General features: G+C 63.7%; 20 protein-coding genes. 8 read left to right on the forward strand and 12 right to left on the reverse strand.

Annotated features, from left to right (window positions below; all coding sequences use genetic code 11):
• Window positions 1-137 precede the first annotated feature (137 nt).
• The 4 genes from FYB76_RS15405 to FYB76_RS15420 all read right to left on the reverse strand — a co-directional run bounded on the left by FYB76_RS15405 (window position 138) and on the right by FYB76_RS15420 (window position 9,122).
• The gene (locus FYB76_RS15405; RefSeq protein ID WP_255475315.1) at window positions 138-1,367 is read right to left on the reverse strand and encodes a YbdK family carboxylate-amine ligase; all 1,230 of its coding nucleotides are present in this window, start codon (window positions 1,365-1,367) and stop codon (window positions 138-140) included.
• Window positions 1,364-2,572, reverse strand: a complete 1,209-nt coding sequence (locus tag FYB76_RS15410) for a cation:proton antiporter (protein WP_034331088.1) — start codon at window positions 2,570-2,572, stop codon at window positions 1,364-1,366. Before FYB76_RS15410 ends, FYB76_RS15405 begins: the two co-directional genes overlap by 4 nt.
• 323 nt (window positions 2,573-2,895) lie before the next feature.
• Window positions 2,896-6,366, reverse strand: coding sequence for a UvrD-helicase domain-containing protein (locus FYB76_RS15415; RefSeq protein WP_370516357.1), 3,471 nt, complete (start codon window positions 6,364-6,366; stop codon window positions 2,896-2,898).
• A complete protein-coding gene (locus tag FYB76_RS15420) occupies window positions 6,363-9,122 on the reverse strand; it encodes a PD-(D/E)XK nuclease family protein (RefSeq protein WP_154134212.1) in 2,760 nt (919 codons plus the stop codon). Before FYB76_RS15420 ends, FYB76_RS15415 begins: the two co-directional genes overlap by 4 nt.
• A 489-nt stretch (window positions 9,123-9,611) precedes the next feature.
• Between FYB76_RS15420 and trxA the strand changes: the two genes are divergently transcribed.
• From trxA to FYB76_RS15445, 5 genes are all read left to right on the forward strand, one after another.
• On the forward strand, window positions 9,612-9,938 hold the full coding sequence (gene trxA, locus FYB76_RS15425; RefSeq protein ID WP_006462943.1) for a thioredoxin TrxA: 327 nt from the start codon (window positions 9,612-9,614) through the stop codon (window positions 9,936-9,938).
• Window positions 9,939-10,069: 131 nt separating this feature from the next.
• A complete protein-coding gene (gene rho, locus FYB76_RS15430; RefSeq protein WP_008325783.1) occupies window positions 10,070-11,332 on the forward strand; it encodes a transcription termination factor Rho in 1,263 nt (420 codons plus the stop codon).
• A gap of 277 nt (window positions 11,333-11,609) precedes the next feature.
• Complete coding sequence (locus FYB76_RS15435; RefSeq protein WP_088754675.1) at window positions 11,610-11,879, forward strand: type B 50S ribosomal protein L31; 270 nt, start codon at window positions 11,610-11,612, stop codon at window positions 11,877-11,879.
• Between the two features lie 248 nt (window positions 11,880-12,127).
• A complete protein-coding gene (locus tag FYB76_RS15440; protein ID WP_088754674.1) occupies window positions 12,128-13,852 on the forward strand; it encodes a glycosyltransferase family 39 protein in 1,725 nt (574 codons plus the stop codon).
• Window positions 13,853-13,870: 18 nt separating this feature from the next.
• Complete coding sequence (locus FYB76_RS15445) at window positions 13,871-15,262, forward strand: MATE family efflux transporter (protein WP_088754673.1); 1,392 nt, start codon at window positions 13,871-13,873, stop codon at window positions 15,260-15,262.
• Here FYB76_RS15445 and FYB76_RS15450 read toward each other — a convergent pair.
• The gene (locus tag FYB76_RS15450) at window positions 15,252-17,354 is read right to left on the reverse strand and encodes a bifunctional diguanylate cyclase/phosphodiesterase (protein ID WP_154134213.1); all 2,103 of its coding nucleotides are present in this window, start codon (window positions 17,352-17,354) and stop codon (window positions 15,252-15,254) included. The genes FYB76_RS15445 and FYB76_RS15450 overlap by 11 nt on opposite strands.
• A 992-nt stretch (window positions 17,355-18,346) precedes the next feature.
• On the opposite strand from FYB76_RS15450, the gene FYB76_RS15455 reads away from it, so the two are divergent.
• The gene (locus tag FYB76_RS15455; RefSeq protein ID WP_088754670.1) at window positions 18,347-18,805 is read left to right on the forward strand and encodes a DNA-binding protein; all 459 of its coding nucleotides are present in this window, start codon (window positions 18,347-18,349) and stop codon (window positions 18,803-18,805) included.
• 236 nt (window positions 18,806-19,041) lie between these two features.
• On the opposite strand, the gene ybiB is transcribed toward FYB76_RS15455, so the two are convergent.
• On the reverse strand, window positions 19,042-20,061 hold the full coding sequence (gene ybiB, locus FYB76_RS15460; protein ID WP_154134214.1) for a DNA-binding protein YbiB: 1,020 nt from the start codon (window positions 20,059-20,061) through the stop codon (window positions 19,042-19,044).
• A 131-nt stretch (window positions 20,062-20,192) separates the two neighbouring features.
• Here ybiB and tsaD point away from each other — a divergent pair, with 131 nt between their 5' ends.
• The gene (gene tsaD / locus FYB76_RS15465) at window positions 20,193-21,239 is read left to right on the forward strand and encodes a tRNA (adenosine(37)-N6)-threonylcarbamoyltransferase complex transferase subunit TsaD (protein ID WP_154134215.1); all 1,047 of its coding nucleotides are present in this window, start codon (window positions 20,193-20,195) and stop codon (window positions 21,237-21,239) included.
• A 57-nt stretch (window positions 21,240-21,296) separates the two neighbouring features.
• Here tsaD and FYB76_RS15470 read toward each other — a convergent pair whose 3' ends face one another.
• The 6 genes from FYB76_RS15470 to FYB76_RS15495 form a co-directional block, all read right to left on the reverse strand.
• Window positions 21,297-21,602: a HigA family addiction module antitoxin gene (locus FYB76_RS15470; RefSeq protein ID WP_154134216.1), complete on the reverse strand. Its 306-nt coding sequence runs from the start codon at window positions 21,600-21,602 to the stop codon at window positions 21,297-21,299.
• Window positions 21,603-21,646: 44 nt separating this feature from the next.
• Window positions 21,647-21,916, reverse strand: a complete 270-nt coding sequence (locus FYB76_RS15475) for a type II toxin-antitoxin system RelE/ParE family toxin (RefSeq protein WP_154134217.1) — start codon at window positions 21,914-21,916, stop codon at window positions 21,647-21,649.
• Window positions 21,917-22,086: 170 nt separating this feature from the next.
• Window positions 22,087-22,704 (reverse strand): glycerol-3-phosphate 1-O-acyltransferase PlsY, encoded by a 618-nt coding sequence (plsY, locus tag FYB76_RS15480; protein WP_088754668.1) that lies wholly within the window; start codon window positions 22,702-22,704, stop codon window positions 22,087-22,089.
• A gap of 95 nt (window positions 22,705-22,799) precedes the next feature.
• Window positions 22,800-23,300 carry an aminoacyl-tRNA deacylase gene (locus FYB76_RS15485; RefSeq protein WP_088754667.1) on the reverse strand — a complete coding sequence of 167 codons (501 nt, stop codon included), beginning with the start codon at window positions 23,298-23,300 and terminating at the stop codon, window positions 22,800-22,802.
• Window positions 23,301-23,376: 76 nt separating this feature from the next.
• The gene (gene xerD / locus FYB76_RS15490; RefSeq protein WP_154134218.1) at window positions 23,377-24,300 is read right to left on the reverse strand and encodes a site-specific tyrosine recombinase XerD; all 924 of its coding nucleotides are present in this window, start codon (window positions 24,298-24,300) and stop codon (window positions 23,377-23,379) included.
• 9 nt (window positions 24,301-24,309) lie between these two features.
• Window positions 24,310-24,813 (reverse strand): methylated-DNA--[protein]-cysteine S-methyltransferase, encoded by a 504-nt coding sequence (locus tag FYB76_RS15495; protein ID WP_154134219.1) that lies wholly within the window; start codon window positions 24,811-24,813, stop codon window positions 24,310-24,312.
• Between the two features lie 88 nt (window positions 24,814-24,901).
• Here FYB76_RS15495 and FYB76_RS15500 point away from each other — a divergent pair, with 88 nt between their 5' ends.
• Window positions 24,902-25,552, forward strand: a complete 651-nt coding sequence (locus FYB76_RS15500) for a VOC family protein (RefSeq protein WP_370516358.1) — start codon at window positions 24,902-24,904, stop codon at window positions 25,550-25,552.
• The last annotated feature ends 46 nt before the right edge of the window (window positions 25,553-25,598 follow it).

Below are 25,598 nucleotides of genomic sequence, written 5' to 3' on the forward strand. Positions count from 1 at the left end.
GGGCCGGCATCTTGCGATACCGGCCCTTCGCCTTCTTCCTCCCATCATCCCGCGCGCTCTGCAAACACGCGGAATGCCAGGTGCCTCAACTTTGGTACAACTTTATCCTAACCAGCAATTTATATCATTTATATCGTTTACTGGAAGTACGGCGGCGGCTCCACGCCCATCCACAATTCCGAAGACAAGCGCATCATGTCATTGAGCGAGCCCCGCTGCGCGAACATCTGGCGCAGCCAGCCGGCGTCGGACAGGCGATCATGCGCGATGCGGCGCAGGCGCGTGAGGGTCTGCTGCTCGGCCTCGTTGGCCACATAGGGCTCCAGCAGCTGCAATTGCTGCAGCAGGTGCTCATAGATGGGCAGCTTGCGCGATTGCGCGGGAGTCGCGCCATGCAGGGCCAACTGGCCATTGAGCCCGAAGCGGCTGGCCTCGAAACGGTTGAACTGGTACAGCAGGTAGAAATCATCGCCCACCACGAAAGGCCGCTCGGTCAGGATCCAGCGCGCCAGCAATTGCGCATAGGCACCCAGGTGCGCGGCATGCTCGATGGTCAGGGGCGTATCGCAGACGCGGATCTCCACGGTGCCGTATTCGGGCTTGGGACGGATATCCCAGTAGAAATCCTTCATGCTGGCGATGATGCCCATCTGGTGCAGCTCATCGTAATAGGTTTCGAACTCGGCCCACTTGGTATGCACCGGCGCCGTGCCCGACAGCGGGAACGCCCGCACCACGTTGCTGCGCGAGGAATCGAACTTGGTATCCGCGCCCTGGTAGAAGGGCGACGCCGCCGACAGCGCGATGAAGTGCGGCACGTAACGCGAGAAGCCATGGGTGAGATACAGCGCATCATCGCCGTTCTCCACACCGATGTGGATGTGCTGCCCGAAGACCGTAAAGGTCTTGGCCAGGTAGCCGTACTTCTCGTGCAAATAATGGAAGCGTTCGCTGGGCGTGATGCGCTGCTCGTTCCAGTGCTGGAAGGGGTGCGCGCCACCGCCGGAGACATCGATGTTGAGGTACTGCGCGCCGCGGTTCAAGGCGCCGCGCAAGCCCTTCAATTCCTCGATCAGTTCATCCACGCGGGTGTGGATGCCGGAGTTCAGCTCGATCATCCCCTGCGTCATTTCCAGCTTGATCTGCTTTTGCAAATCACGCGGCTCGATCCAGTTCAGCAGGTCCACTGCATCGCTGGCCAGGTTGTAGTTGCGGCGATTCACCAGTTGCAGTTCCAGCTCGATGCCCATGGTAAAGGGCGTGGAGGAACCGAACGGCAGGATGCCGGCGCTCCCCTGCGGACCGGCCACGTGGGCCTGGGTGCCGGGGATATCGTGTTCATTGCGGATCAGTGTCTCGGTATTCATTCGCGTCCACTCTCTCCAGATTTGATCAGGGCAAACTGGGTTGCCACCGGCCCCAGGAATTCCAGGACCACCATGCTGCCCGCCAGCAGCGGCAAGACATTGGCCGTGGTGTGCGGATACAGCGACGACACCGTCTGCATCAGGCCCACGCCGACCTCGGTCATGGGCAGGGTGCCCAGCGTGAGCAGGCCGGCCTGGCGCCAGTTCATGCGGGCAAAGCGGGCAAACAGGAACACGCCCAAGCCCATCGCCAGGAAGCGCGCCGCGATCAGGATCAGCACCGAGAAGCCCAGCAGGCTCAGGTCCGACAGCTTCATCGACGCGCCCACGGTAACGAACAGCATCACCACGAACAACTCATTGGCGACACCAAACTCCAACTCCATCAGGTCGAACTGGCGATCCAGGTTCTTGGAGAGGATAGCGAAGATCAGCATCGTCAACATCACCGGCAGATGCAGCGCATGCGCCACACCGATGGCCAAAGCGATCACCGAGATCACCAGCACGAACTGCGAGCTGTTCTCGCGGCCCAGCAGGCGCGCCAGCGGCATCATCAGCCAGTAGGTCAGGTAGGCCAGGATGGCCGAGCCCACCAGCGAATACAGGGTGTGCTGGATCAGGGTCCAGACGGGCGTGCCGGCCTCATGCGCGATCACCGGCAAGAGTGCATAGGCTGCCAGTACGGCCACGAAGTTGTTGAGCGCGGTCATGGCCGCCAGGCGGCGCGTGACCTGGCCTTCCGCCTTGAGGTCGCGCAGCACCACCAGCACCACGGCCGGTGCGGTGGCAATGGCCATCACACCGCCCAGGAGCGCCATCACCGAATCGGTACCGAACCAGGTAAGCGCGATGCTGACGAAACCGAAACACAGCACGGCCGACACGGCCACCGTGATCATCAGCCATTTTTCGCGGCGCAGCCAGCCGATGTCGACGTAGCGCCCCAGCTGATACACCACCAGCGCGACAGCGATATCGGCAAAGATGTTGGTGACCTTGAGGACTTCACCGGAAAGCAGATTGAACCCGCCGGCCCCCAAGAGGAAGCCGACCAGCAGATAACCCGTGATGCGTGGCACCCATGGGGACTTGGAAACTACGTAGCCCGCGATCAGCCCGAAGAGCAGCAGGCCGCCGAATACCAACAGGGCATTCCATTGCAGCGTCTGTGCGAGGGTGAACGACGGAAGAGCCCACTCCATATCTCCTCCTGTAACGATGTGGTGTTGAACCGCAGTGGCACGCCAACCATTGACGGTGACGTGCAGTTTGCGGATCGCGTGAGCAACATGCCTGGCATGTGCAGCTAGCGCTGCCCGACGAGATCGGGCCCGATTTTGCAAGAAGATTTTTGAAGAAAAAATCCCTCATCAAAAAACCGGAGCACAGAAGATATCACTCTTGCTCTACGCGATGATCTTTTTTTTAACCTACAACGGAAATCTGAATTTCCTGATTTGATATTTATTGAATTTCTGGAAGTTATCCGAAGCGCATTGAGAAGATGAATGTGGTTAGGGGAGCCTCAATGTTCGGTCAGTGTGCCGTCAGCGGTAATCAGAGCAGACCTGATTCGCTTGTCAGAAAAGACTGACACGAGGGCACTGCGATAGCGCGCCAGCTGAGCGGCGTAATCGGCGCGCTCGCTCTCCAGCAGACGGCGCTTGTAATCGATTACCCAGACTTCGTCCTCGAACATGACCACGCGGTCCAGCCGCATGACACCAGATGGGGCGACGATCTCCATTTCATTGCGCGCCCAGCGATGCAGCGCCGGGTTGAAGAAGCGCTCCAGTTCCGGCTGTGCCAGCACCACGCGTGCCTGCGCATGCACTACCTGCGCCATCTCCGCAGAGATGCCCAGCCAGCGCACCAGGGCGGGCGGCGATGGCAAGTGCAGCGGCCATGCGTTGCCGTGCGTGAGCCGCTCCAGCAGCGCATGCAGGGCCACGCCTTCATCGATGGCTTCGGTGCTGGCCAGGGTGCCATCGGCATCGACCTCAGGCAGCACGTCCTCCTCCTGCGCCGCGCCGAAGAGCGACATCGGCACCGGCTTGGGATCGAACAGTGCCAGCGAGAATTGCTCCTCGATGGCGGCGGCATCGGCACCGTGAACGGCGTCCTCGCCGATCTCGCGCACCGGCGCATCGCTGGCGAACAGGCGCTGATACCAGCTGCCTTCCACCACCCCGCCCTCGCCCGCACCGCGCGTGCCGGCCACGCCCGACACCAGCAGCAATTGCTTGGCGCGCGTGACGGCGACGTAGAGCAGGTTCCAGTCTTCCTGCGTCTTCAGGCTTTCTTCTTCCGCGAACAGCGTGTCACGCGCGCAGCCGCGTTCGCTGCGCCGGCCAAAGGCCGAGAAGTGCGTGGGCGCATCCTGGTCCTGCGGCCAGGCGCAGAGGATGCCGAGATTGTCTTCCACCGACTCGCTGTGATTGGCATCGAGGATGGCCACCACCGGCGCTTCCAGGCCCTTGGCGCTGTGCACGGTGAGGATGCGCACCGCGTCGGCACTGGCGTCCACGCTCGCCTCATCGGGGGCATCGCCGCCGGAGGTACGCTGCAGGACGCGCAAGGCATCGATGAATTTGGGCAAGCTCGGATAGCGCCCGGCATCCATGTTCAACGACAGTTCCACGAAGGCCGCAATGTTGCCCAGGGTCTGGCTGCGCGTGAGCGGCGAGGCATGCTGCGCATAGCGCGCCACCAGCTCGCCCTGGTGCAGGATCATGTCCAGCAAGTCGTGCACCGGCAGATGCGGCGCCGCCTGCAGCCAGCGCTGCAACAGGGTCACGGCACGCACCAGGGCGGCCGAAGCCGCACCCTCCTCCTGCATGCCCTGCAGATGCTGCCACCAGTGCCCGCCCTCGGCTTGCGCCACGCGGCGCGCGATCTGCACCAGGTCCTCATCGGCCGCGCCGATGATCGGGCTCTTGAGGACGTGGGCCAGCGCGCGCGTGTCGTTGGGCGTGATGAGGAACGTCAGCAACGCGATCAGGTCGGCGATTTCCAGCGATTCGAGCAGGCCGCCGCGCTTGTCGGAAATGAAGGGAATCCCGGCGGCGCGCAAGGCGCTCTCGTAGGCGGCCAGGTGCGTACGCTTGCGGACCAGCAGCATGATGTCGCCCCAGCGCATGGGCCGCGTGCCCCGGCCATCGGCCACGGGCACTTCGCGACGGGCTTTGAGCAATGCCTGCGCCAGCGCCTGCCCTTCCAGCAGGCGGCGGGCGTCGTCTTCCTCGCCGCGCGGCGTGGTCAGCGGGTTGCGCCAGGGGATGACGTCCTCCGGATTTTCGGTGGATGCGGGCGAGGCCGATCCTTCGGCGGTTTCAGGCGCAATGACGTTTTCTGCATCCTCGTCCTGCCGCGCCAAGGGCAGCCGCCAGACCTCGCCCCCCGCAAGGCCCAGCGTGGTCTGCTGCGCGAACAGCGGATTGCCGCCCATGACGAATGAACGATTCAGTACATCGACCACGGCCGATGCATTGCGGCGCGTCTGGTTGGCGCGCAGGATGGCGGCGCCTTGCGCGCGCAGCATCTCGCGCGCGGCCACGAACACGCGCGGCTCGGCGCGGCGGAAGCGATAGATGGATTGCTTGGGGTCGCCCACCACGAAGACGCTGGGCTGGGCCGCATCGCCGCCATAGGCATCGAGCCAGCAGCGCACGATGCACCATTGCAGCGGGTTGGTGTCCTGAAACTCGTCGAGCAGGATGTGCTTGTAGCGTGCATCCAATCGGGTCTGCAGGTAGGCGGCGCTGGCCTCGTTGCGCAGCAGGCGGTAGGCCTGCCATTCGAGGTCGGCGAAGTCCAGCACGCGCTGTTCGGATTTCACCTCCTGATAGCAGGCCAGGTAGGCGCGGCCAGCGGTGAAGAGAGCCCGGTTGAGTTGCAGGACCGCCTTTTCCTTGCTGCGCCCCTGCAGCTTGCGCAGTGCGTTGCCGATGGCATTGAACTCTTCTTCAAACGCCGCCAGCGCAGCTTCCTCGCTGCTGCCGAAGTGCTGCACCAGAGCGGCCAGCAGCGACTTGACCTTGCCGTTCTTGCGCGGCTTGTCCTTGTCATCGAAGAACTGGCTGTAGAGGGCGTCGAAATTCTCCAGCGCAGACCCGGCCGTCAATGCCGATTCGATCGCTACCGCGCGGGTCTTGTTGGCGCTGCCCCCCTGGCCCAGCAGGATCGCCACCTGGCTGGCCCGCGCGACCAGTGCGGGATCGTCCCACAGCGACAGGCGCGCATCGCGCCGTGCATCGGGGCCGACCAGGTCTTCCAGCCAGCGCAGGGGCGAGGACATGTCGGCCGCCTCTTCACCTTCCTCACTATCGTCTTGCGTGGCAGCCCACCATTCGGCGCGCTTGTCGATGAAGGCATCGAGCAACTGGCGCGCGTTGAAGTCGCCTGCCAGTTCGTACAGTTCCAGCAGTGCCGCCTTGACGGGCGCGCCCTCCGGCTCGCGCAGTGTCTGCATGAAGCGGCGATAAGCTTCATCGATCAGCTCGCCGTTCTTTTCGGTCAGGGTATAGCCGTGTGGCACACCGGAGGCCAAAGGTGCAATCTGCAACAAACGTGCGAACCAGCTGTGGAAGGTGTCGATGGACAGGCTCTGTTCAGACGAGAGGATGCGCTCGTACAGTCCGCGCGCCACCGGCAGCAAGCGGGGCAGGTCGGGCTCGGCCACACCACGTTCGCGCAGCAGCATCGCCGCCTCGGTATCGTCGGCCAGGGCCAGTTCGTGCAGCAGTTCGAGCAGGCGTTCGCGCATCTCCTGCGCGGCCTTGCGGGTAAAGGTGATGGCCAGCAGCTCCGGTGCCTGCGCTCCGGACAGCAGCAGGCGCAGCATGCGCGCTACCAGCAGCCAGGTCTTGCCGCTGCCGGCGCAGGCCTCGACCACGACCGAATGGCGCGGATCGCAGGCGGCGCGCGTGAAGACAGCGGCCTCGACGGCTTCCCCATTGACCTCGTAGGCCGCGGGTTGCTTGTCGGCCGCGCTCACAGCCAGGCTCCCTTGCGGCACAGGCCGCGCATCTCGCAATACTGGCAGACCGATTCAATGCCGTTGGCCGGCAGCGCCGCGCCGTGGGCGACGGCCTGCATGGTGGTGGTGATCTGTTGCTGGAGCATCTTCTGTTGGCGTGCAAAATCGGGAGCGGCGGCGTCGCCGGTTTTCTTGTCAGGGCCCAGTTCGAGGGCGACGTAGTGCGCGTGTTCCACCGCACCACCGGCCAGCAGGCCATAGAAGGCCAGCTGGTGGTCATCCTCTTCCTTGACCTTCTGCCGGAGGCTGGCGGCGGTACGGGTCTTGTAGTCGAGCACGGCGCGCTCGCCGTCGGCATTGCGGTCGACCCGGTCAAGGCGTCCGAACAACTCGATGCCGCCATCCTGCCATTGCAGGGCGTGTGATTGCGACTCTTCACCGAAGGCGAATTGCCAGCCTTCGGCTTCGCGCTCGTTGGCCCACAGCAGATAGGCTGGCATCACCTTCTGCCAGCGCGCATGGAAGGCCAGCGCGGCCGGATGGCGTTGCATCTCGCGCTGGAACACTTCCTCGGAAAGCTGCGCCAGCAAAGGCGCACGGGCCGGCAGCGGGGTGTCGTTGTCGCGCAGGTGCGCGTGATAGCGATAGAGAATTTCGTGCAGCCAGCTGCCGTAGTCGCGCTTCTCGGGCATGTCCGAGAGCTCATCCATCACCGCCACGCGCAGCATGCGTTGCGCAAAGAACTGATACGGGCAGGCCAGGAAACTGCCGAAGCCGCTGGCCGACAGCGACGCCGGCAAGAGATCCGGCGCGCTCGGCATCGGCATGGAGGAGAGCACCGCACTCAATGATTTCAATGGCGGCGGCAAGCTCACACGTTCCAGGGGCGTGGCGCCCTGCTGCGCCAGCTTCAGTTCAAGGCGCTGGATCCACGGGCTGACGGGATTGGGCTCGCCATCCTGGTGGGTCTGCCAGCACAGCACCACGTCCGGATTCACGCACAGCAATTCGGTGAGGTCGCGCAATTGCTGGCGCTGGCGCGTGGCACGCGTGGCCAGGTTCAGTTCGCGCCGCACGGCATTGGAGAAGAACAGGGTTTCCTGCGGAGGTGAAGGCAAGTGCGCCGCATCCGCACCGATCACCAGCACCGCCTCGAAACGCCGCAGCCGCGCGCCGTTCAGGGGCAGCATCACGACGCGCCGGTCCTTGATGGGCGGCATGAAGGAAGTCGCATCCAGGCGCAAGTTGAGCAGCGCGCGCCATTCCGCAAAACTGAAGGTATCGCCCAGTCCACCCTGCTCGGCGGCGATCTCGTCGAGCATCAGCAGGCATTGCTCGCCCGCGCCATCGGCGCGCAGCGCGCTTTCCATGCCCAGCGCCTGGCACAGGCCGCGCTGCGTCTCGCACCATTGCGCCAGCGTCTTGCGGCCACCGAAGCGCGCGGCCTGTTTGGCCAGCGTGATGATGCAGGCCAGGTCATCAGCCTGCCCCGCTTCGGCAAAGGCCGACTGCAGTGCCTGCCAGTCGCCGGCAATGTTGGTACGGCGCAGCCGGGCTTCGATGCGCATGACGCGGTCGCTGCGGTCGGCATCATCGGGAAAGACGAAGGGCGACTTCAACAGGTCCAGCAGCGCATTGGTTTCACCGCGCGCCGAGACCAGGTCATTCCATGCGGCCAGCGCAGCAGCAGCACGGGTGGTGGAGAGCTTCCAGCCGGTCTCGTCGGCCACGGCCACTTCGGCACGCTCCAGCAAGGCGCGCAGGCGGCGTGCGGTGACGCGATCCTGGGCCACGATGGCGATGTCGGTCTTGCCCTGCTGCAGCCAGCGCAGCACGATCTGTGCGCTTTGTATCGCGGCGTTTTCCAGGTCGCCGGCCGGGCACAGCCGGGGCAGCGCGACGGGGTGTACGGGGGATGCGGCAGCTTGGTCCGCTTCCATCGGCAGGCCTTCATCGTCGCGCACCAGCTCTTCCCAGGCCGACAAATAGAGCGGATGCAGCGGCGCAATCGCCGCACGGCTCCAGTCCAGCGTGACGATGCGCACCGGCTGGCGCTGTGCATAGGCCGACAGGAAGGCCGCATCCAGCGGTTCCGGTTCGGTCGGGCTGACCCACACCAGCGGCAGGCTGGCCTGGTCAGCCAGGGTCAGCATGGCATCAAAGCGTTGGACGATGCGGTCATGGGCATCGAGCTGAGTCTTCCAGACCTGCCATACCAGCGCCGCTTCATCGGAGAGCATGCCGTGCGCCGAAGGTGCGAGCGGCTCCAGCAATTGCGCCAGGGCCTGGGTCCAGCGGCCCACCGCAGCCTCTTCGCCCTCTGCATTGGCGCGGATCTCCGGCAGCAGCGCCAGGGTCAGCTCATCGGACAAGGACAAGAGCGTCTGCGCCAGCGGCAGCAGGTCGGCATTGCGGCGGGCGGAAAACATTTTCTTGAGCCAGCCGTGTTCGCGCAGTTGCGCATAGAGCTGCATGAGCCGCTCGCTCTCGGAGGGCGGCACGCTCTCACCCGGCGGCTGCATCGCCAGCAGGCCGGAGAGCGTATTGATGCGCGGGGCGATGTAGGGCCGGCGCAGTTCGCGCGCCAGGGCCGCCTTGAAATTCTGCGCGTGGGAAAACGCCGGCACCATCAATTGCACGCCCGAGAAATCCAGCACGCCGTCCTGTTGCGCCTGCAGCGCCTGACCCAGCGGCTGGTCCTCGCGCAGCAGCGCGCGCACGGCCTGTTGCCAGAAATCGGGAGTGGGCGGGATCGGTACGGTGGCAAGCAGCATGCGTTCTCTGGATTCAGTGAGGGCTGGTGAGGATAGCGCGTATATCTACGGATACGCCGGCGAGGCGGCACAAGAGCGACAGCGGAGCGCACGGTCATTGTATTTTTCTCTTGCTCCAACAGGTTTTTTCAATCGCGCCGGGGCAGCCTGTGCTGCGCATTGTATGCCAGACGGCTGCCCTGCGGTCCTGCAAGCACAGCGGGCAAAGCCGCGCCGGTGCTAGCGCAGCGCCGCAATGGCAGGGATGAGGACGGGTGACAACAGGCCACGGACCGCGCGTCCACACTTTCCCTCAAAATGGGTTATGATTGCCCCTGTATCCCGCCGCTTACCTCTGCCGCGCTTCAATTACAACTTGAATCGGCGCGCAACGACTCCACGTAGACCTAGCAACTCCGGAAGCGTTGATGGCTCACGCCATGCCTGATGGTATGTGTCCACCGGCGCTGATTGACTAATTACACCACTGCCTCACACCGAGGAAATGCCATGAGCGAACATATCAAACATATTACTGACGCCTCCTTCGAAGCCGATGTGCTGAAGTCCGACAAGCCCGTGCTGGTTGATTTCTGGGCGGAATGGTGCGGCCCCTGCAAGGCCATCGCCCCGATCCTGGAAGAAGTCGCCAAGGAATACGACGGCAAGCTGCAGATCGCCAAGCTGGACGTGGACTCCAACCAGGCCATCCCGGCCAAGTTCGGCATCCGCGGCATCCCGACCCTGATCCTGTTCAAGAACGGTGCCGCCGCTGCCCAGAAGGTCGGCGCACTGGCCAAGGGCCAGCTGGTCTCGTTCATCGACAGCAATATCTGATTCTGATGTAACATCCGACGGCGGCGCGCTCGCGCTGCCGTCCGCCCGCCACACGGTGGCCGGCTTTATCCTAGATCCACACCACGCAATTCCCTCCCCCACCTTTACTTATCCCGTCCCGGGACACTCATATGCACTTATCAGAACTAAAAGCGATGCACGTCTCTGCCTTGCTGGAAATGGCCATCAGCCTGGACATCGAGAATGCTGCGCGCCTGCGCAAACAGGAGCTGATGTTTGCCATCCTGAAGAAGCGCGCAAAATCAGGAGAACAGATTTTTGGCGATGGCGCCCTCGAAGTGTTGCCTGACGGCTTCGGCTTCCTGCGCTCGCCCGACGCCAGCTACATGGCGTCCACCGACGACATCTACATCTCGCCTTCGCAGATCCGTCGTTTCAACCTGCACACCGGCGACTCCATCGAAGGTGAAGTGCGTACGCCCAAGGATGGCGAGCGCTATTTCGCCCTGGTCAAGGTCGACAAGGTCAACGGCGAACCGCCGGAAGCCTCCAAGCACCGCATCCTGTTTGAAAACCTCACGCCGCTGCACCCCAACAAGCTCCTGCAGCTTGAGCGCGACATGCGCGGCGAGGAAAACATCACCGGCCGCATCATCGACCTGATCGCCCCGGTCGGCCGCGGCCAGCGCGGCCTGCTGGTGGCCTCGCCCAAGTCGGGCAAGTCGGTGATGCTGCAACACATCGCCCACGCCATCACCACCAATCATCCGGACACCGTGATGATCGTGCTGCTGATCGACGAACGTCCTGAAGAAGTGACCGAAATGCAGCGCTCGGTGCGCGGCGAAGTGGTCGCCTCCACCTTCGACGAACCGGCCACGCGTCACGTGCAGGTCGCCGAAATGGTGCTGGAAAAGGCCAAGCGCCTGGTGGAAATGAAGAAGGACGTGGTCATCCTGCTGGACTCGATCACCCGCCTGGCACGCGCCTACAACACCGTGATCCCGGCCTCCGGCAAGGTGCTCACCGGTGGTGTGGACGCCAACGCGCTGCAACGCCCGAAGCGTTTCTTCGGCGCTGCGCGTAACGTCGAAGAAGGCGGCTCGCTGACCATCATCGCCACCGCCCTGATCGAAACCGGTTCGCGCATGGATGACGTGATCTACGAAGAATTCAAGGGCACCGGCAACATGGAAGTGCACCTGGAACGCCGCCTGGCCGAAAAGCGTGTCTACCCCGCCATCAACCTCTCCAAGTCCGGCACCCGCCGCGAAGAGCTGTTGATCAAGCCGGACCAGCTGCAAAAGATCTGGGTGCTGCGCAAGCTCATGTACGACATGGATGAAATCGAGGCGATGGAATTCATCCTCGACAAGATGAAGTCCACCAAGAACAACGCCGAGTTCTTCGACATGATGCGCCGGGGCAACTAAGTTCATCAAAGCAACTAAGTCCTTGGCAGGTTCGGAAAACGGCATGTCCCTCACCGGACATGCCGTTTTTCATTGCCCCATGGGAAACAAGGCGGGCGCATTTTCATCTGAAATACCACGCCGCCCCGGCCCAGCCGGTCACCCGCCTTGACCCAAGCCCCTGATTCCACTGTATAATTTCGGACTTTTCCAAACCGGCAAGTGATCATCAATCGGGTCAAGAAGCAGGGCGACCGACGAAGTGGCGATTGGCTACCAAACTACTCTTGAGGCAATCATGAAAGAAGGCATCCACCCGGATTACCGCGAAGTCCTGTTCCACGACATGTCGAACGACTTCAAGTTCATCACCCGCTCCACCATCGGCACCCGCGAAACCGGCGAGTTCGAAGGCAAGGAATATCCCCTGGTGAAGATCGAAGTGTCTTCCGAATCGCACCCGTTCTACACCGGCAAGCACAAGATCGTCGACACCGCTGGCCGCGTCGAGAAGTTCCGCCAGAAGTTCGGTTCCGTCGGTTCGAAGACTGCTGTCTCGAAGGCGTAATCAGTACTTCCTCCAAAAAAGGCAGCTCCGGCTGCCTTTTTTGTTTGCTCCACCCGTGGTGCGCAGCCCGTGGCCTGCACCAGCATGTAGCAGACAGAAACAACTATTTACCGGGTTTTCCTGCACAATAGGGCCTGCTAAAAAAACAGCCAACAATACCAGCCGCCGACAACGGCAAGCGCGGCCAAGGCCACCCCAGCCCGCGCATCACCCAACACGCAGCACAGAACAAGAGCAACAAGATCTTGATGAAGCCAGTCCGTCTTCCCGCCGCCGCGACCAATGCGCTTCCGCGCATGGCGCTGCTTGCGCTCGCCCTCCTCTACATCCTGCCCGGCCTGATCGGCCGCGATCCCTGGAAGAACGAGGACGCCACCACCTTTGGCGTCATGTGGACCATGGCCCACGGTACGCTCACCGACTGGCTCACCCCCAACGTGGCCGGCCTGCCGCTGCCGGCTGAAAGCCCTCTGGCCTACTGGTTCGGTGCAATTTGCATCAAACTGTTCGGCTGGCTGCTGGGCGACCCGCTGGCCGCGCGCCTCTCGGTCATCGGCTGCTTCCTGGTCGGTTCGCTCTCGATCTGGTACACCACCTACCTGCTGGGCCGTCGTGCCGAAGCCCAGCCCTTGAAGCTGGCCTTCGGTGGCCAGCCCGAACCCAAGGACTTCGGCCGTACCCTGGCCGATGGTGCCTTCCTGATCTATCTCGGTTTCCTCGGCCTGCTGCTGCACAGCCATGAGACCAGTCCCAAGACCCTGCAGATCGCCCTGGTGGCCTATGCCATGTTCGGCGCGGCCCGCGTGTTCGATGCCGGCAAGCTGCGCCATGGCATCTGGCTGGGCGCGGCGCTGGGCATGCTGGTGCTGACCTATGGCTGGCTCCTGCCGGCCGGCGTATTGATCGCCCTGGTGTTGCTGGCCGCGCTGCGCAAGGATGGCCGGGCCCTGGGCCTGCTGCTGTTGTTGTCGCTGCCGCTGGCCCTGCTCATGAGCGCCGCGTGGGTGGTCACCCTGCACAAGCTGATCCCGGCTGAAGCCGCCAGCCAGTTCGAGCTGTGGATGAGCTGGAACATCTACCAGTTGAACCGTCCCACCCTGGCCACCGTGGCCTTCCTCGGCAAGTACGGCGTCTGGTTTGCCTGGCCCGCCTGGCCCTTCGCCGGCTGGGCGCTCTACGCCTGGCGGCGCCAGCTGGGTTCGCTGCATATCGCGCTGCCGCTGGCCTTCCTGATCCCCATCACGCTGCTGATCCTGATCAACGTGCATCGCGAAGAAGGCATGCTGCTGCCGCTGCTGCCGCCGCTGGCGATCCTGGCCGCCTTCGGCCTGCCCACCATGAAGCGCGGCGCCATCAATGCGGTGGACTGGTTCTCGGTGATGACGCTGACCACCTCGGCCGCCTTCATCTGGATCGGCTGGATCGCCAAGGAAACCGGCTGGCCGGCCAAGATCGCGCGCAATGCCTACAAGCTTGCGCCCGGCTTCAAGCCCGGGTTCGAATGGATCTCGCTGGCCATTGCGGTGGCCGCCACCATCGCCTGGATCGTGGTGGTGCACTGGCGCATCTCGCGCCGTCCTTCGGTCTTGTGGCGGGCGGTGGTGCTGTCTTCGGGCGGCGTGATCCTGTGCTGGGTGCTGCTCATGACGCTGTGGCTGCCCTGGGTCAACTATGGCAAGAGCTATGCCGGCGTGGCCGAGCAGATCGAAGCCAAGCTGACCTCGGTCAAGCAGTGCGTGCAGACCAATGTCGGCCCGGCGCAGCGGGCTTCCTTCGCTTATTTCGGCAACGTGCGTTTTGCCGATGAGCGCGACCAGAGTTGCGATTACCTGCTGCTGCAGGATGACATCAGCAACCAGGACGCCACGCTCCTGTTGCGCCAATATCCCGGCAACTGGCGCATGGTCTGGGAAGGCCGCCGCCCCTCCGACCGTGACGAGCGCTTCCGCCTCTATCGCCGTGCCGGCCGCTGACCAGGGCTTGCTTCTCGCGTGACCACTGAACTGCCCGCCCTCTCCTCCCGCCATCACGCCGGCCGCATCGCGCGGCTGGCCTGGCCGCTGCTGATCGGCCAGCTGGCCATCATCGCCAATGGCGTCATCGATACCGCGATGGTCTCGCGCTTTTCCGCGCTGGACCTGGGCGCGCTGGCGCTGGGTGTGTCGATCTACGTGAGCGTCTTCGTCGGCTTGTCCGGCGTGCTGCAGGCGCTGCAGCCGACCATCGGTCAGCTCTACGGCGCAGGCCGCGTGGGCGAGATCGGCCATGAGGTCAAGCAGGGCATGTGGCTGGCGGTGCTGCTTTCCATCGTCGGCTCGCTGATCCTGATGTTCTCGCCGCTCTTTTTGGCCGTCGCCAAGGCTTCGCCGGAACTGGTCGAGAAGGCCACGCTGTACTTGCGCATCGAGGCACTGGCCCTGCCTGCCACGCTGTTCTTCCGCGTCTACTCCTCGCTCAACACGGCGCTGGCCAAGCCCAAGATGGTGATGGCCTTGCAGCTGGGCGGCCTGCTGCTCAAACTCCCCTTGAATGCACTGCTCATCTTCGGCGGCCTGGGGCTGCCTGCCTTTGGCGGCCCCGGTTGCGCCATCGCCACGACGGTGATCGCCTGGCTGATGATGATCGCGGCCTGGCTCCTGGTGGCGCGCCTGCCGCTGTATCGTCCGCTCAAGCTGTTCGGCAGCGGCTTCGTGGCGCCCTCCTGGAAAAGCCAGCGCACGCTGCTGCGGCTGGGCATTCCGATCGGCATGTCCTATTTCATCGAGGTCACCGCCTTCACCTTGATGGCCGTCTTCATCGCCCGCCTGGGTGCGGTCCCGGTGGCCGGTCACCAGATCACGGCCAACGTCGGCACGGTGCTCTACATGCTGCCGCTATCCATCGCCAGCGCCACCAGCACGCTGGTGGCGCAAGCCATCGGCGGCGGCAACATGCTGGAGGCCAAGAAGATCGGCCGCGCCGGCATCCGCCTGGCCGTTTCATTGTCGGTGGTGATCGGGGTGATCGTGTGGTTCCTGCGCGAGCACATCATTCGTGCCTATACGCCCGATCCGGTGATCGTGGGCGCGGCGCTGCCGCTGTTCCTCTACATCGCCTTCTACCAGCTCTTCGATTCCATGCAGGTGACCACCGCCTTCGTACTGCGGGCTTACAAGGTGGCGGTGGTGCCCACCGTCATCTATGCGGTCACACTGTGGGGAGTGGGATTGGGCGGCGGCTATCTGCTGGGACTCGATCCCCTGGGCATGGCCCCGCCCGCCTTGCGCGGCCCGTCCGGCTTCTGGTTGGCCAACAGCCTCAGCCTGGGCATGGTGGCGGTGGGCCTGCTGGCCTACCTGCGCGTGATCCAGGCCCGCGCGCAGCGCGGCGAACTCAGCGTTTGAGCAGGCCGCCGGCGGCGAACAGATCGTCATTGCTGGCATTGACCAGGCCAGGCACGCTGGGCGCTTCGTCGGGCCGGCCCAGCAGGAAACCCTGTACCTGGTCGCAATGCAGCAGCTGCAGTTCGCGCAGCTGCCCTTCCGTCTCCACGCCCTCGGCCACCACTTCCATCTGCAGCGCGTGCGCCAGCGCGATGATGGCGGCCACGATGGCGCGGCCGGAGTGATCGTCCAGGTCCAGGCGCGAGGTGAAGAAGCGATCGATCTTGACCTGCCGGCAGTGGAACTGCGCCAGGTAGGCCAGGCTGGAATAGCCGGTGCCGAAATCATCGATGGCGATATCGAATCCCAGCGACTGCAGCTCCCGCACCACCCGCGTCGTGCGCTCCACATCCTTCATGGCGGCCGTCTCGGTGATCTCGAACATGAGCCGCTGTGGCGCGATCCCGGCTGCGCTGACCACCTTGATGATGCTGTCCACCAGATCGCTGCGCATCTGCAGCGGTGAAAGATTCATTGCCACCTTGACCGGTTTCATGCCGGCCGCATCCCAGCACGCGATCTGGTCGCAGACGGCCTGCAGCACCCAGTCACCGATGCAAAGAATCTGCCCCGAGCGCTCGGCGATGGGGATGAATTCGGACGGCGCCATCTCGCCCAGCTCCGGATGATGCCAGCGCAGCAGCGCTTCCAGTCCGGTCAGTTCCTTGGCGGCACCGCGATACTTGGGCTGGAAGTGCAGGCGGAACTGGCGGCCGTCGATGGCCTGCTGCAGCGCCTGGCGCACCTGCAGGTGGCGCATGGCGCTGGCATGCATGGCCGGCTCGAAGAAACGATAGGTATTGCGCCCGCTCTGCTTGGCCTCGTACATGGCGGCATCGGCATTCTTCATCAGGGCATCGACCGAGTCGCCACTGTTGGGATAGACGGCAATGCCGATACTGGAGGTCACGCGCAGCGTGGCATCCTCGACCTGGAAATCCTGGCGCAATGCCGACAGGATATTCTCCGACAACTGCTCCACCACCTCCGGCGAAGACAGGTTGCTCATCACCACCACGAATTCATCGCCACCGATGCGCGCGACCATGTCCTCGCCGCGGATGCAGGCACGGATGCGCTGCGCCACCGCCACCAGCAGGCCATCGCCCACGGCATGGCCGAGCGAATCATTGATGGCCTTGAAACCATCGAGGTCCATGAACAGCACCGCGAACGGTTTGCCATTGCGGCGTGCCACTTCCACCGCATGCTGGATGCGGTCGGACAGGAGCGCGCGGTTGGGCAAGCCGGTGAGCACGTCATGGGTGGCGAAATGCAGCAGCTTGTCATTGGTGCGCCCGACGATCTTCTTGAGGACTTCATTGCGCTGCACGCCGCTGACCACCAGCGCCAGCGCCATGGCCATGAAGGCGAGGAACACCAGTCCATTGACCAGGTGCTCGCGGCTGATGCCGTTGGCCACCACGCTCTGCGCCTGCGGCTCGATGAGCACGGCACGCAGCCCCGCTGCAGCCGAGGAGACCAGCCCGGCGCCCACCAGCAGAGCGGCCAGCACGCGCCGTGCCTGCTGCGAATTGAGTGACCCCGTCATGGGCTTGCGCCCGTTGCTGGCCGAGAACAGGGTGACGATGAATACCGCCACCACCTCCGACACCACCAGCGCCACGATCAGCAAGGGTGTGTGATACAGCAGTGGCGGCACCAGCGTCATGGATTTGAGCGCGATGTGGAAGGCGGCATTGAAGAGCGCGCCGATGGCCATCCCGCCGATCACCAGCCGGGTCGGATGAGGCCGCCGCATGCCCGTCAGGTGCATCAGGTAGAAGGCGCTGCCCAGGCACAGCAGCAGGGCCAGCACCACCATGCGCGCATCGAAGGCGATGGTGAAGGGCGCATCCAGCGAGGCCACGCTGAGCAGCATGGCGCCCCACACGCCCAGGCCGAACACCACCGCGCCCACCGAGAGCCACACGCGGCGATGCTGGGCTTCCTGCAGCACGATGCGCTCGGAGACCTCCAGCGCGGCGTACGCCGACAGGCTGGCCACCAGCAGGGCGAAGGCCAACAGCAGGAAATGAAAGGAAGCTGACATTGTCGAACCTGGGCTCGGGTGCGCACCTTCCTCGCGGGCGATCGCTGGGAGCCCGCAGGAAAGGACGCCTGCTCGGTATCGCGGCCGTTCCGTCCTGGCAGCTTGCGCGCTGGCAACGTGGCGCAGCGGGCCGCAGGACGTCAGTCGATCGCCGTTGCATGGCAACGGGTCGCCGCGTTCCATCCTGGAACGGAGGCCGGCACATCGCACCCGGCAAAAATCCATGCCGCAGTCACGACGCACACCGGCGCCATTCCAGGAACCTCAAAAAGTTACGTAACCAAAACGTACCACAGGGATGCTGCTGACTTCTTTGATTTGTTCGATTTGATTCAACCAGCGTGCTGCTTGTGTGACTGCCCGGCAAGATCCGGGTCGGTGATGCCCCTGAAAAGGCAGGTGCCAATTCTCTAACTAATTTCCATCCCCATGGGACGGGAAACATATCGGCTATTCATCCACCGGAAGACCGGTGCCCCTTTCGATGTCCCGCTATTCTAGCGCGCTTCGGGCCGGAAATACTGCGGCGCGCCAATGCTGGAACGCCGTGTCTCGTTGTCTCGCTGCGGACACAAGCCTTAAATAATTGTCGGCCGGGCACGCACACGAAAGGCATCTGGACCGACAATGCAGGCATCACAAGACCGGACTCTCCTTGCTCATTGCCAGCGATGGAGCCACCGGTTTCCAGATATTCCCCCCTCCCGGACGACGTACTCGAACTGGCCTGATGACCTGACATCTGCGCACCCATCCATGGGCCGGATGCAGCCAAACACGGGGCCAGGGAACGCACTGGAGACCTGCACGTGAACGCTTTCCCACCCGATGGAACTGCCCGCCGACATGGGTTCGGCGAGCTGGCGCATGGTGCGCCCAAAGCGCGATGGCGGGCCATTTCCGACCAGTGAGCATAAATCACGTTTGCTGCGTAACTCACCTCAGAGACAAACGTACCCCGGAAAGCGCTACCTCAAAGTACCTTCGAAATCATGGAAACCGCCAATCAAAAATTCGCAAAGCGCCTGCGCGCAGCGATGGAAAAAGCTGGATACGAACCCAAGCCCGCCGTTCTGGAACGGGAATTCAATCTGCGTTACTGGGGCAAGCCGATGACCTTGCATGGCGTTCGCCGCTGGCTGCTGGGCGAATCCATGCCCAAGCAGGACAAGCTGGAAACGCTGGCCGAATGGCTCATCGTCACTCCGCAGCACCTGCGCTTCGGCGAAGAGATCGGCAAGCGTATCGACAAGCGCCGCGCCCGCTGGGAAGAAGCCATCGGCTACCGCGAGCGCGAAGCCTTCGAAGCTTTCATCAACCTGCCCGCCCCCCAGCGCAAGATCGTCAAGGAAGTGATCTTCGCCTTCTCCCAGGTCGCTGCCCAAGCCGCCGAGAAAGCTCCCGCTGCGGCCAAGACCGCTACCACCACCCGTCGCCGTACGCGCACCTGAGACACGCTCCCGCCATGCTGGCTGCGTGATCCGCTGCAGCGAATTCCCCGGGATTTCTCCCTCCAGAATCACGATCCCGCTCCCCCCTGGGATCTTGCTTCCTTCGATTTCTGCTCACATCACCAGGTGCGTGCGAACCGGCACGAGGGCTGGCTGCCGCGCGCACGCAGCCTGTCAGCCTGTCAGCTTCCCGCTTGGCGGGAACAACTGTAGCAAATCATCCACGCAGCAGGCCATCAGCGGCCCACGCGTGCAGCGACGGCCACACAGTGGTCGACCTGCTCGGCGATGGCTTGCGGCACCGGACGGCGACCGTCCAGCACCTCATTGATCCAGGCCGCGGTAGCGCGGGCATCGTGGCCCTCGGGCAGGTCGGGCAAGTCTTCGGCCACGCTTTGCTTTTCGACCAGCACGGTGCGCGTGCCGCGGCTGAACCAGTCGATGCGCTGGGCGCGCCGCGCGTTGGCCACGGTCTCCCCTTCGGTGCCGCGCATGAGGAAGGCGTCACCGCGATCATGGGGTGCGGCGTGACTGAAGTAGTCGGTCAGCATCTCCAGGTATTCGGGATGGGTGTACGACGTCAGACGCAGTGCCGGCTGCGCAAACGGCTGCATGATCTTGACCAGGGTGTGGGTGGAATTGCGTACCCCCAGGATCGCCCGCATGCCCAGCAGGCGGGCGATGGCGGGTGCCAGTGCGGCGATGGGAATGAAGGCCGGCTGGCCGGCCGCCATCAGTGCCTCGGCCTGCGCTGCCGACCCGGCATGGGCCACGCCCAGTGCACTGAATATCTCGGCGCTGGTGACGCGCTGGGGATCGTGGGTGACACCGTGCATGAGCACCGGCACGCCGCGGCGGACCAGCAGCATGCACAGCAGCGGCGTCAGGTTGGCCATCTTGCGCGAGCCGTTGTAGCTGGGCAGCACCACCGGCGCATAGGGACCGGCCGGCGCATGCAGGGGCGTGAAGGAGGCCTCGGCCGCGGCCAGGAAGCCGGCGATCTCCTCGACCGACTCGCCCTTGATGCGCATGGCCAGCAGGATGCCGCCGAGTTCCAGATCACTCACGCGGCCATCGAGCATGGCCGCATACATCAGTTGCGCATCTTCGCGCGAAAGGCTGCGGGCACCGTCCTTGCCGCGTCCGATTTCCTTGATGAAACGGGCGGCAGCGAAGGGAGCCGCTGTGACGACGGCAGCGCTGGAGGCAGGCTCGACGGCCGCAGCCGGAGCAGGAATGTGGGCATCGTTTTGCATGGCCGAAGGGTACACCAAAACCGCCGCATGCCGCAGCCGGGGCGCTTGCCGGATGGCTTTCCGTTACAATGGCGCCTTTGCCGCGCGGCCTGTCCGGGCTATTTGGCGGCAGCTTCATTGAGTCCATCCCCATGTTAGTTCTCGGCGTCGAATCTTCCTGTGACGAAACCGGCCTTGCTCTGTATGACACCGAGCGCGGCCTGCTGGCGCATGCCCTGCATTCGCAGATTGCCATGCACCAGGAATATGGCGGCGTAGTCCCCGAGCTGGCCTCGCGCGACCACATTCGCCGCGCCATTCCGCTGCTGCAACAAACCCTGGCCGATGCGCAGGTGCAAGCCGCCGACATCGACGCCATCGCCTACACGCAAGGACCGGGTCTGGCCGGGGCGCTGCTGGTCGGCGCGTCAGTGGCCTGCGGACTGGGCCTGGCGCTGGACAAGCCGGTGCTGGGCATCCACCACCTGGAGGGCCACCTGCTCTCGCCGCTGCTGGCGAGCAAGCCGCCGCGCTTTCCCTTCATCGCCCTCCTGGTCTCGGGCGGGCATACGCAACTGATGCGGGTCGATGGCGTGGGCCGCTATGAACTGCTGGGCGAGACGCTGGACGATGCCGCCGGGGAAGCCTTCGACAAGTCGGCCAAGCTGCTGGGACTGGGCTATCCGGGTGGACCTGCGATCTCGCGCCTGGCCGAGTTCGGCGATCCGGCCGCCTATCAGTTGCCGCGTCCGATGCTGCACTCAAAGAACCTGGATTTCAGTTTCTCGGGATTGAAGACGGCGGTGCTGACCGTGGTCAAGCAGCACAGCGCCAATATCTGCGAACAGGACAAGGCCAACATCGCGCGCGGTTTCGTCGATGCCATCGTGGACGTGCTGGTGGCCAAGTGCATGACGGCCCTGAAACAGACCAACCTGAAGCGCCTGGTCATCGCCGGCGGTGTCGGTGCCAATGCGCAGCTGCGTGCGGCACTCAATGCTGCAGCGGCCAAGCGGCGTTATGAAGTGTTCTACCCGGAACTGCAATTCTGCACCGACAACGGTGCCATGATCGCTTTTGCCGGTGCCATGCGCCTGCGTGAGGAACCCGGTGCGGCACGCAAGGAATATGGTTTTGGCGTGCGTCCGCGCTGGCCGCTGGATGAGTTGCGGCCGCCGCAGGCAGCTCTGCCCACCTGATCGGTGCAACTTGAGGAGCGCTCGCACGAGCGAGGCTCCCGACTGACTTCTCCAACCTCAAGCGAAAGCGGCCAGCGGCGTAATCGCCCGGGCGATGGCCTTCCCCTCTGAAATTTGCGCCATGCGCAGGTCGTAGGCCGTCTGCAGATTCAGCCAGCCTTGCGCTTCGCTGCCAAAGTAGCGCTCCAGACGCAGGGCCGTATCAGCGCTCACACCACGCTGGCCTTTGACGATTTCACTCAGGCGCGAATACGGGACATGCAGTGCCAGTGCCACGGCACGCACGCTGACGCCCATGGGCTTGATGTAATCTTCGAGCAATACTTCGCCGGGATGAACCGGGCGCATTCCGTTTTTGTACATAATTCCACTCCCATACGTTCCAACTCAGACCAGCGTTGCCCTGCTCAATGCGGATCTTCAATCACGACATCGTAAGGTCCGTGCGGCCCCCATTTGAAGCTGAGGCGCCACTGGTCATTGATGCGAACATGCCAGGCCCCGCCATATTCCTTCATATCATTGCCCGGCGGCGCTTTCATGAAGTTCAGCGTAGGTGCCGCATCCAGTTGGGCCAACTTGCGTTCGGCAACGCTCTTGATATTGACGAAGCGACGACTCTTGCCCGTAGTGAACAGGGCTTCCGTATCAGGACAAGAGAAGGACTGGATTGACATCCCCAAATGTTATCCGTTAACCGGATAACGGTCAATCGGATGAATCGAACCAATCAACTCGTCATACCTGAGTACGTACAGCCACCACGCAAGTGCCGAAATGAAAACGATATAAACAAAAAGGGCCGCAATGCAAATTGCGGCCCTTCTTTTCATTCCTATCAGCAGGCTTACTTGGCCGCCTTCTTCTTGTCGCCAATCCGGCTTTCCTTGCCCGCCAGCAGGTTGCCGATGTTCTTGCGATGGCGATAGATCAGCAGGGCTGCCATGGCGACCACGGCCAACAGGATGCCATCGGTGGTCCCGAACAGCAGGCCGTAATAGAACGGCGCAAACAGTGCTGCCACCAGCGCTGCCAGCGAGGAATAACGGAAAGCGAAAGCCACCGCCAGCCAGGTCGCCAGCGTCGCCAGGCCCAGCCACGGATCCAGCGCCAGCAGGATGCCCAGCGCAGTAGCCACACCTTTACCGCCGACAAAGCGGAAGAACACCGGCCACAGGTGGCCCAGGAAGACGGCCAGCGTCACCAGCGCGATGCCGGTATCGTCCACGCCATAGTGCGGACCGAACTTCTGCGCCAGCCACACCGCCAGCCAGCCCTTGAAGCCATCACCCACCAAGGTGAGAGCCGCAGCCTTCTTGTTGCCGCTGCGCAGGACATTGGTCGCGCCCGGATTCTTGGAACCATAGGTGCGCGGATCGGACAGGCCGAACAGCTTGGACACCAGCACCGCAAAGGACAGTGAACCGATCAGGTAGGCCGCGATGGCAAAGAGGATGTTGTACATGAAGTGGGGCTTTCTGCTTGTTGCTTTCTGTTGTCTCTGTTATCGGGGAGCAGCGTTGGCGCGCGTCAAGTTGGGTCAAGTTTGAGCGCAACCGCTCATGCTGCATCGGCCAGCGCACACTGCACCGCCTTGGCCGGCAACACTTTCAGGATCACGGCCGGATCGATGCCGATCAGGAAACCGCGCCGTCCGCCGTTGATGTAAATCTTGTCCAGTTCGAGAATGGTCGACTCCACATAGACCGGCATGGTCTTGCGCGTGCCGAAGGGCGAGGTCCCGCCGATCAGGAAGCCAGAGTGGCGGTTGGCCACCTCCGGCTTGCACGGCTCGACCGACTTGCAGCCGATCTGGCGCGCCAGATTCTTGGTGGAGACCTTGCAGTCGCCATGCATGAGCACCAGGAGCGGCTTGGCGGCCTCGTCCTGCATCACCAGGGTCTTGATGACCACATGCTCCTCCACGCCCAGTTCGCGCGAGGACACCGAGGTGCCGCCGTGCTCCTCGTAGGCGTAGGGATGCTCGGTGAACGCCACGCCCTGCTTGCGCAGGAATTGCGTGGCCGGGGTTTCGGAGATGTGTTCTTTCTTGGCGCTCATCGGACTCTTCCTGACAGCACACTGAACGGCCACACAGGCCGGCCGGGCCGTCATGGGCGCACATTATGCCGCAAGATCAGCCGCGGGGGTGATGTGCGGCATGCAGTTGCTTCAAGCGTTCGCGCGCCACATGGGTATAGATCTGGGTCGTGGAAATGTCGGCATGGCCCAGCAGCAGCTGCACCACCCGCAGGTCGGCTCCATGGTTGAGCAGGTGGGTGGCGAAGGCATGGCGCAGCGTGTGCGGCGACAGGCGTACGGTAATACCGGCCTGCAGCGCGTATTTCTTGATGAGGGTCCAGAACATCTGGCGCGTCATCGGCCCGCCGCGCGCGGTGACGAAGAGCGCATCATCGATCTGCCCCTGCAGGATCTGGCTGCGCGCATCGGCCAGGTAACGCGCCATCCACGCACCGGCTTCCTCGCCGAACGGTACCAGGCGCGTCTTGCTGCCCTTGCCGGTCACACGCAGCACGCCTTCGTTCATGCCAACCTCGATGCTCTTCAGGGTCACCAGCTCCGATACCCGCAAGCCGCTGGCATACATCAGCTCGATCATGGCGCGGTCACGCAGGCCCAGCGGCGTGGAGACATCGGGCGCAGCCAGCAGCGCTTCCACCTGGCCCTCCGACATGGTCTTGGGCAAGCGCTGCGGCTGGCGTGCCGAGCGCAGCTTCAGGCAGGGATCGGCGGCCACGTGATGTTGGCGCAGCGCCAGCTGGAAGAAGCGTTTCAACACCGCCAGGCGGCGATTGGAGGAACTGGGCTTGGTCTCATCGTGGCGCGCCGCGAAGTAGGCGTTGAGGTCTTCGGCCCGCGTCTCGTAGAGCGCCTTGGCGCGCTCCTGGTAGAGCCAGTGGGCGTACAGGGTCATGTCGCGCCGGTAGGCTTCCAGCGTATTTTTGGACAGGCCATCTTCCAGCCACAGGCTGTCGCAGAATTCGTCGATGGCCTCACGGCTCACAGAGGGGGCTTCGATCTTTGGTGTGGTGCGTCCCATGCGTCTTCTTCAGTATCCGGCCACGCCTTCGTGGCGCAGCAGCCAGCGCTTGACCTCCAGGTGGAAGCCATCCTCGTCGTCATGATGCGAGAAGCCGCCCAGCCCGCCCGCTGCCGTCACCCGATGACAGGGGATCACCAGCGGATACCAGTTGGCCCCGCAAGCCTGCCCGACCGCGCGCGGTGCGGACTGGATGCGCTTGGCGACCTGGCCATAGGTCAGCACCTGGCCGCAGGGGATCCCGGCAATGGCTTGCCAGACACGCTGCTGGAAGACACTGCCCACGCTCAACAATGGCAATGCGAAACGAAAAGCCGGATCGGCCAGGTAACGCGTGATCTGCTGGACCGCCTGCGCGGCCACGGCATCGGTGGCGTCCTTCTCGGCGTAGTGCGGTGGCAGGTAGACCATCTCGACCAGGGCTCCGGCCCGGGTACGCACGCCCATGCCGCCGAAGGGCGTATGCACTACGGCGGAGAACAGGGCGGTCAATGGAGAATCTGCTGGGGTCATCGGGAGCCGTGGCATGGACCTGGGGCAGCTATTGTAAGCAATTCACGCGCGGGCTTGATACCATCAGGCAAAACTTGATGGAGACCCCGTGAGCACCGCCCCCTTGCACACCGAACCCGACCACCTCGTCATCACCGCCCCCACGCTCAAATCCGGCATGGTCTGGGTAGAGCAGTGCCTGGGCGTTTCCATGGCGCCCCGCATCGGCGGCCAGCATGTGCGGCTGGGAACGCACAATGCGCTGCTCTCGCTGGGCGAAGCTTTCTACCTGGAAGTCATCACCATCGACCCCAACGCCGATGCGCCCGAGCGGCCGCGCTGGTTCGGCATGGATCAACTGGGCAAGGATGCTGCCCCGCGCCTGGCGCACTGGGTGGCGCGCACCAGCGATATCGCCGCCGCGGTGGCGGCCAGCCCCGTTTCACCGGGCGTGATCGAACCCATGAGCCGGGGTGCGCTGGACTGGCTCATCACCATCGCCGCCGATGGGGCGCTGGCCTGCGAGGGCGTGATGCCGTCCCTGATCCAGTGGCTCAGCCAGCCGCACCCGGCCAGTGCCCTGCCCGACCGGGGATGCCGTTTGCAGCAATTGATCCTGGAACATCCCGCCGCACAGGAACTGCAGGCCGCATGGAAGGCCATCGGGCTGGCCGATGCGCGGATTGTCTTGAAGGAAGGAAAGCAGGCAAGCCTGCACGCTGTGGTGTCCACGCCACACGGGGAGCGTGTGCTGGGCTGACAGCTTCATGCCGGAGCTAAAAAATATAAACCGTATAAACGATTTA

Origin of the sequence: Herbaspirillum sp. CAH-3 (assembly GCF_009668275.1) — a bacterium.
GTDB lineage: Bacteria > Pseudomonadota > Gammaproteobacteria > Burkholderiales > Burkholderiaceae_D > Herbaspirillum > Herbaspirillum aquaticum.

What these genes read in the sequence shown, in the direction of transcription:
- FYB76_RS15405 (WP_255475315.1), bottom strand. Translation starts at nt 1,367, where the DNA reads ATGAATACCGAGACACTGATCCGCAATGAACACGATATCCCCGGCACC.
- FYB76_RS15410 (WP_034331088.1), bottom strand. Translation starts at nt 2,572, where the DNA reads ATGGAGTGGGCTCTTCCGTCGTTCACCCTCGCACAGACGCTGCAATGG.
- FYB76_RS15420 (WP_154134212.1), bottom strand. Translation starts at nt 9,122, where the DNA reads ATGCTGCTTGCCACCGTACCGATCCCGCCCACTCCCGATTTCTGGCAA.
- trxA (WP_006462943.1), top strand. Translation starts at nt 9,612, where the DNA reads ATGAGCGAACATATCAAACATATTACTGACGCCTCCTTCGAAGCCGAT.
- rho (WP_008325783.1), top strand. Translation starts at nt 10,070, where the DNA reads ATGCACTTATCAGAACTAAAAGCGATGCACGTCTCTGCCTTGCTGGAA.
- FYB76_RS15435 (WP_088754675.1), top strand. Translation starts at nt 11,610, where the DNA reads ATGAAAGAAGGCATCCACCCGGATTACCGCGAAGTCCTGTTCCACGAC.
- FYB76_RS15440 (WP_088754674.1), top strand. Translation starts at nt 12,128, where the DNA reads ATGAAGCCAGTCCGTCTTCCCGCCGCCGCGACCAATGCGCTTCCGCGC.
- FYB76_RS15450 (WP_154134213.1), bottom strand. Translation starts at nt 17,354, where the DNA reads ATGTCAGCTTCCTTTCATTTCCTGCTGTTGGCCTTCGCCCTGCTGGTG.
- FYB76_RS15455 (WP_088754670.1), top strand. Translation starts at nt 18,347, where the DNA reads ATGGAAACCGCCAATCAAAAATTCGCAAAGCGCCTGCGCGCAGCGATG.
- ybiB (WP_154134214.1), bottom strand. Translation starts at nt 20,061, where the DNA reads ATGCAAAACGATGCCCACATTCCTGCTCCGGCTGCGGCCGTCGAGCCT.
- tsaD (WP_154134215.1), top strand. Translation starts at nt 20,193, where the DNA reads ATGTTAGTTCTCGGCGTCGAATCTTCCTGTGACGAAACCGGCCTTGCT.
- FYB76_RS15470 (WP_154134216.1), bottom strand. Translation starts at nt 21,602, where the DNA reads ATGTACAAAAACGGAATGCGCCCGGTTCATCCCGGCGAAGTATTGCTC.
- FYB76_RS15475 (WP_154134217.1), bottom strand. Translation starts at nt 21,916, where the DNA reads ATGTCAATCCAGTCCTTCTCTTGTCCTGATACGGAAGCCCTGTTCACT.
- plsY (WP_088754668.1), bottom strand. Translation starts at nt 22,704, where the DNA reads ATGTACAACATCCTCTTTGCCATCGCGGCCTACCTGATCGGTTCACTG.
- FYB76_RS15485 (WP_088754667.1), bottom strand. Translation starts at nt 23,300, where the DNA reads ATGAGCGCCAAGAAAGAACACATCTCCGAAACCCCGGCCACGCAATTC.
- xerD (WP_154134218.1), bottom strand. Translation starts at nt 24,300, where the DNA reads ATGGGACGCACCACACCAAAGATCGAAGCCCCCTCTGTGAGCCGTGAG.
- FYB76_RS15495 (WP_154134219.1), bottom strand. Translation starts at nt 24,813, where the DNA reads ATGACCCCAGCAGATTCTCCATTGACCGCCCTGTTCTCCGCCGTAGTG.